Genomic DNA, 5,636 nt, shown 5'->3' with positions numbered 1-5,636 from the left:
AGCCAAAGGCATGATACAAACCAATTTAATATGCAATCAGTTTATTTAAGAAAAATAAATGGTACAAAAAATAGCCGAACGCATTTATTCTCCTGCATTCGGCTATGACTTATTTAATCAGATGAGAGCTTAAACCCGGTAGCAAGCCTATTTAGTCAAATCGGCTTTGATCTGATCAACTTGATTCGCCAAAGAAGTATCTTGGAAATATTCACTGTGTGTTTTTCCTAAGTACAATTTCTTATTTGCTACTCGTTGATCCAACTTGTCTTTAACAATAGTGCCTTGTGCCAACTTATTGTTTAACTCAAGCGCAATTGCGGAGCTGTCTGAGACTATACTTCCTTTTGTATCGTAGTAACGAACTTGGCTGATATTCGCATCAAATGGGTCACAGTAAGCCGCTCCCAAATCACCATTTTCAATAATGCTGCTGTATTGTGCTTCGCTAATAGGCGTCTCTTTGTTTAGTACGAACTGGCTCCCTCGTACACACCAATTAATTCTTGTTCCAACACCAGGGAAGTATGCCGAAATCAAGTTAACTGCATAGTATGTATCTGGGGCTGACTGGTTTAATTTTGCATATCTATCAATCACCTTACCGCCAACAACTTGGAACTCAACTTCGCCATTGTCATAAGACTCAAAGAAATAGCTATTTCTAAACATCTTGCTGAAATTGACGTTATCAACAAAGCGCCCATTGTCGGATGTGAAGCTTTTCAGTTGCTGCTTGTGTTGAATGCTACCTGTTGTAATGTTGGTCACTAAACCAACCACTGTGTTTTTCGCAGCGTCGCTTTGCCAAGCCGTATAGTTACTTATATCTTGTTGAGGTGTGTTTGTCGTAGCATCGGCATCTACACTGTACTTGTAGCTAAGCTCGGTAATGTCTTGGCCTACTTTATTGACCTTGGCATATGACTTGTAACGACGCGCTTCACAATCTTGAAAATTTGCATCGTAGTAGAAATAACTGATCCAATCTTTAGCTTCGATAGCTTCGGTGGTGTGGGCAGAGTAATCGACAATTCCGTTTGCGCCATAAACACCATAAAAACCTTTGAGATCTTTTTGCTGCTTAGATGAAAGCTCTTCATTAAATTCATCGTCCCAACCAATACTATAAATATTAAATAGGTTTAGAGACTTGATACACTCTTTGATATCAGTACTACCTATAGCATTAGCTGTATACATGACGGGACTACTATAAGAGTTTTTTGCAACGTCATCTTTTGGATCTGCAACACTTCCTGATGCCGGGGTTATGGACATTTGAGGAACTACGGTTTTAGTCTTTTTAGGTGGTGGCGCAGCGCTATCGCTACCACCACCGCATGCAGAAAGTGTTACAGCTAATACTGATATCGTTGGGATAATAAATTTCAAATTTTTCCTCGGCATTTTGAGCAAGTGATTATATAAATGATCACTCAAATACGATCAAAAAACTAAATGCTTATATAACCAAATTCAAACCATTGACGAAACAGACGTGTACGTCCGCTATCAACACCGAATTTAATCTTTTAATAACAAAAACTTAAATATAAAAAGGGAAACATCAATTATTAATACATCGGATGAAAGAAACCAATCACAACAAACGGTTCTTATACTGTTCTGGCGTCTGGTTCGCGTAACGTTTGAACATTGTGATAAATGGGCTGGCTTGGTTATAGCCCAATGTAAGAGCCACCTCTTTGACCGATTGGCCGTTTCTTAACAAGTCCATCGAGTACAGATAGCGCACTCGCAGTCGCCACTCGGTAAAGCTCATTCCAAGCTCCGTCTGGCAGTGGCGAGAAAGGGTTCTTTCCGTAGTGTGGACACGTTCAGCCCAATCTTTCAGCGTCACTTCATCGGTTGGGTTCTCTTCAACAGAAGCTAATATAGGCGCTAGATACTTATTGTCAGTTGAAGGCAAGAAGTGGTGTTCAACCTCACGCTGCGCAAGTTGGTCAAGCAGTACCTGAACGAGCCTTTGATCTTGCTCTGTTTCCGCAACATTGATTCCACGCTCGCGAAAGTCATCGATAATAGAAGACACAATCGGCGTGATCTTTATAAGGCTGGTTTTATCTGGCAGATGTTGCGTGAGTTCTGGGGCAATATTTAGCGAGCAGTAGTCCAAAGGCTTACGGTTATAACTGCAATGCATCACCCCGGCTGGTACCCAAATCGCTAAATGTGGCGGCGCTAGAAATCGGGTGCTTTCCGCTTCCATCTCTAATATACCGCCACTGATCAATTGAACCTGTCCCCATGAGTGGCTATGAACTCGGGTTTCAGTGTTCGAAAGAAACGCTTCAAAATTCATAAATACGTTGGATGGTGCCTTATCAATTGATAAGGATGGGTGAAGGTTTCTGGAGTGTTTTTTCAAACTTGTCTTCCTATCGCGCCTGATGTCTTTCTAAAGATACTTGTAAGTATAACGACCTGTCAAACTAGCCACATCAACTCATTTGCGACGGAACTCACATGCATTATCTCTTACCATTTTTTACAGTCTGTATCTGGGGCGCCAATGCAATCGTCAACAAGCTTGCTGCAAGCACTATAGAACCTAGTGCGATGAGTTTTTACCGTTGGTTTTTTGCGATGTTAATTCTCACGCCTTTCTGTATTCGCCCAGTAATGAAACAGTGGGCTGTCATTAAACCAAACCTATCAAAATTAGCGTTCCTCGGCTTTTTGGGCATGGTGTTGAACCAATCTCTAGGTTATTACGCGGGCTTAACCACAACCGCTTCTAACATGGCACTGATCACTTCTTTGGTTCCATTGATCAGTGTGTTTTTAAGCGTCCCTCTGTTGCACAAGTCGATTTCTAGTTTGAGTATTGTTGGCGGTGTGTTGTCACTGTCAGGCTTAGCTCTGATGTTAGGTAAAGGCGACCCGTTATTCTTCATGCATCAAGAATTGACTCAAGGCGATGGCTATATGTTAATTGCGGCCTTTGTTTATGCTTCTTACTGTGTGTTATTGAAACGCTGGAAAATGCCAATCAGTAGCTGGGTGGTGATTTACATTCAGGGTCTATTTGCTGTCGCGATGCTTACGCCACTTTGGCTTACCAGCGAACAGCTTTTACCACCGCAACAAGCGATACCATTGATAGCTTACGCCGCGGTGGCCGCTTCAATTTTAGCGCCTTGGATGTGGGTGAAAGCGATTGATACCATTGGCGCGGATTCAAGCGCGATGTTTATGAATTTGATGCCAGTTATCGCGATCGTATTGGCTTCCACCTGGCTGGGTGAAAAGATTAACCAGTTCCACATTATTGGTGGTGCAATGGTGATTTCAGGCGTCATCCTCACGCAAATCAAAAGAAAACCAAGGCTTGAGGCTCCCCAACCTCAGCAAAACTAACCCCACTTAACCTGCGACAATGCCCCATTCCATTTTCCACTCAGTACCTGCCTCGTTAGCAGGTACTGTTGTTTATTGTCGATTTCTCGATTCATGCTCTCTGATTTTATTTTTCGTTCATGAAGCTTTTAAGTACGCTTAATAATGGTGTTACTATTGCAATATCTCAGCAACTTCCATTTAATGCACTAAGTACGGTTTAAGTGTTCAAAGCGTTAGAATAACTCTCCAGAAAGCAGGTAACTGTTGATCTAATCGCTCTCCTATGGTCACACGACTCATGTAACCCAGATCATTATGAGCCATTGAGAAAAGTTATAGCAACAAAAGAACCGTCTAGTTACTTTGGTTTATACAAAAGTGAATACTTTAAAATTGATGCCAATTTAGTTTTAACACCTTAATTTCCCGATAAATACAGATTATTACTGCAAAATGCATTAAAAGAGTTTTCTGGCAATAATACGAAAGGAAATATCCACGCGAAGGTTCTATACTTTTCGAACAGAAAGTGAGCTTATAAGAAAACAATCAAAACTATCGTTTTGGGATTAATTAAGATACCATCACTTTAACTAAACCAGATAAGCGACGGTTAGTTGGCTAACTCAAAAAGGTACCGATATGAGTACCACACGGCTTAGAAACACCTAGCATTCCGCTAGGTGTTTTTTTTTGCAATCGACCCTTCGGCCAACTTGCTCGATAGAGTACTCCTCTGTTGGAGCGTCACGTACACCTCCTTTAAACATCAATAGTCATCAGCTCGCCATCTGTTTGAAAAAATAGTCTTGTTAGTGAGATTATCCGCTTTAATTTATGTCATCTTAAGTATATTGTTATTAGCAAGTAACGAGCATGTTATTCAGAACGATAATAATGAAGGAAGATAGATGAGCAGTCACAATAGCCGACAAGATGGTAAACGAGACGTTACTCTGCGTTTTTTAGCTGAACCCGGGGATGTGAACTTTGGTGGTAAAGTTCATGGTGGTGCAGTAATGAAATGGGTCGATTTAGCGGCTTATGCTTGTTCTGCTGGATGGAGTGGTAAGTACTGTATTACCGCTTACGCTGGTGGTATTCGATTCGTTGCTCCTATCCATGTCGGAAACCTTGTTGAAGTAAGTGCGAAGGTCATTTATACGGGTTCATCTTCTATGCACATCGCTATCGACGTTCAAGCTAGTGACCCTAAAGAACTCAACAACCGCCTAACGACTCACTGTATCGTTATTATGGTCGCTGTTGATGAGAATGGTAACCCGACTAAGGTGCCAGAATGGGTGCCAGAAACGCCAGAAGACATTGAATTAAGAGATTCGGCTATTCGCCTAATGAACATGCGAAAGCAGATAGGTGAAGAGATGGAAGCGCACGTGAAGTATCTTAAATAGGCGCCACTAGCAGATCTAACCTACAAAACCTTATTACGATGCCAGGCAGTACTTGCTTGGCATTTTCAACTCCTTCTCTATACCCAAGTAAATCCGTTACACACCTAATGCTGACTATAAAGCGTGATACCCAGTCAAAAGTTAAAATGATCCGATACTTGTTCACGGATTTATTTTGACTGTAATAAAGTCGTCATTTTGCTCTGTTTAAATACCGCCAATCATAATGGATGTATTTAAATTTCTTGGAGCCACTTTTGAGCACGACATTTCCCACCCTTTGCGAATCTACACTGACGAACTTGAAAGCAGTTGAGTATCAATGGGTTAGAAGTTTGTACGTCGAAGGCTACGACACGAATGAAATTAACCACTATATCCAAGCTTGTTTTGGCGGTGATCAGACGTTTGCGGATCTGTTTCGTCGCGTAGCTCTTTATCAAGACAGCATCTATGTTTTACTTCAGCATTTAGGTTGCGCACCTTCTAGCAAAGAGTTTTAGTCTCACATCACCTCTTCCTTTTCTTCTTCCATCTTGGAAATATTTACCACCAAATCAATAACTACCGAGAACACCCACCACAAAACATTAACACGAGCCTGCCTTTATAGGCACTTTCTGTGTAATCGACCGATCCGTTGCATCCAAATTATTGAAGTATCACGCATGGAAATATTACTCATATATCAATAGAGCTGCGGCCCCCTATACTGAGTGTCTGATTTGTGAGACTCGTTGATGTCTTCAATTAGAGAGATGAAACCGGAAAAATTCAGGAAAGAGGTACTTCAGTATTTAATGACTGAAAGAAACCAAAAAGACTGAGATAGAGACTGAGATAGAGATAGAGATA

Annotated in this window: 5 protein-coding genes; 3 read left to right on the top strand and 2 right to left on the bottom strand. The window is 41.3% G+C overall.

Annotated elements, in window-relative coordinates; all coding sequences use genetic code 11:
- Positions 1-147: 147 nt before the first annotated feature.
- On the bottom strand, positions 148-1,395 hold the full coding sequence (locus AB4496_RS20550) for a hypothetical protein (protein WP_009845802.1): 1,248 nt from the start codon (positions 1,393-1,395) through the stop codon (positions 148-150).
- Between the two features lie 208 nt (positions 1,396-1,603).
- Entirely contained in the window at positions 1,604-2,392 is a 789-nt protein-coding gene (locus AB4496_RS20545; protein ID WP_017101015.1) for a helix-turn-helix domain-containing protein, read from the bottom strand.
- A gap of 98 nt (positions 2,393-2,490) precedes the next feature.
- Here AB4496_RS20545 and AB4496_RS20540 point away from each other — a divergent pair, with 98 nt between their 5' ends.
- The 3 genes from AB4496_RS20540 (at position 2,491) to AB4496_RS20530 (ending at position 5,284) form a co-directional block, all read left to right on the top strand.
- Positions 2,491-3,384 (top strand): DMT family transporter, encoded by an 894-nt coding sequence (locus tag AB4496_RS20540; RefSeq protein WP_009845803.1) that lies wholly within the window; start codon positions 2,491-2,493, stop codon positions 3,382-3,384.
- An 893-nt stretch (positions 3,385-4,277) separates the two neighbouring features.
- Complete coding sequence (locus AB4496_RS20535) at positions 4,278-4,781, top strand: acyl-CoA thioesterase (RefSeq protein WP_009845804.1); 504 nt, start codon at positions 4,278-4,280, stop codon at positions 4,779-4,781.
- Between the two features lie 230 nt (positions 4,782-5,011).
- Entirely contained in the window at positions 5,012-5,284 is a 273-nt protein-coding gene (locus AB4496_RS20530; protein ID WP_012600205.1) for a hypothetical protein, read from the top strand.
- Positions 5,285-5,636 lie beyond the last annotated feature (352 nt).

It is taken from the genome of Vibrio sp. 10N.222.46.A1, assembly GCF_041473595.1.
Classification (GTDB): domain Bacteria; phylum Pseudomonadota; class Gammaproteobacteria; order Enterobacterales; family Vibrionaceae; genus Vibrio; species Vibrio tasmaniensis_A.
The sequence above is the reverse complement of the archived record's forward strand: the minus strand, read 5'-3'. Positions and strand labels throughout refer to the sequence as shown.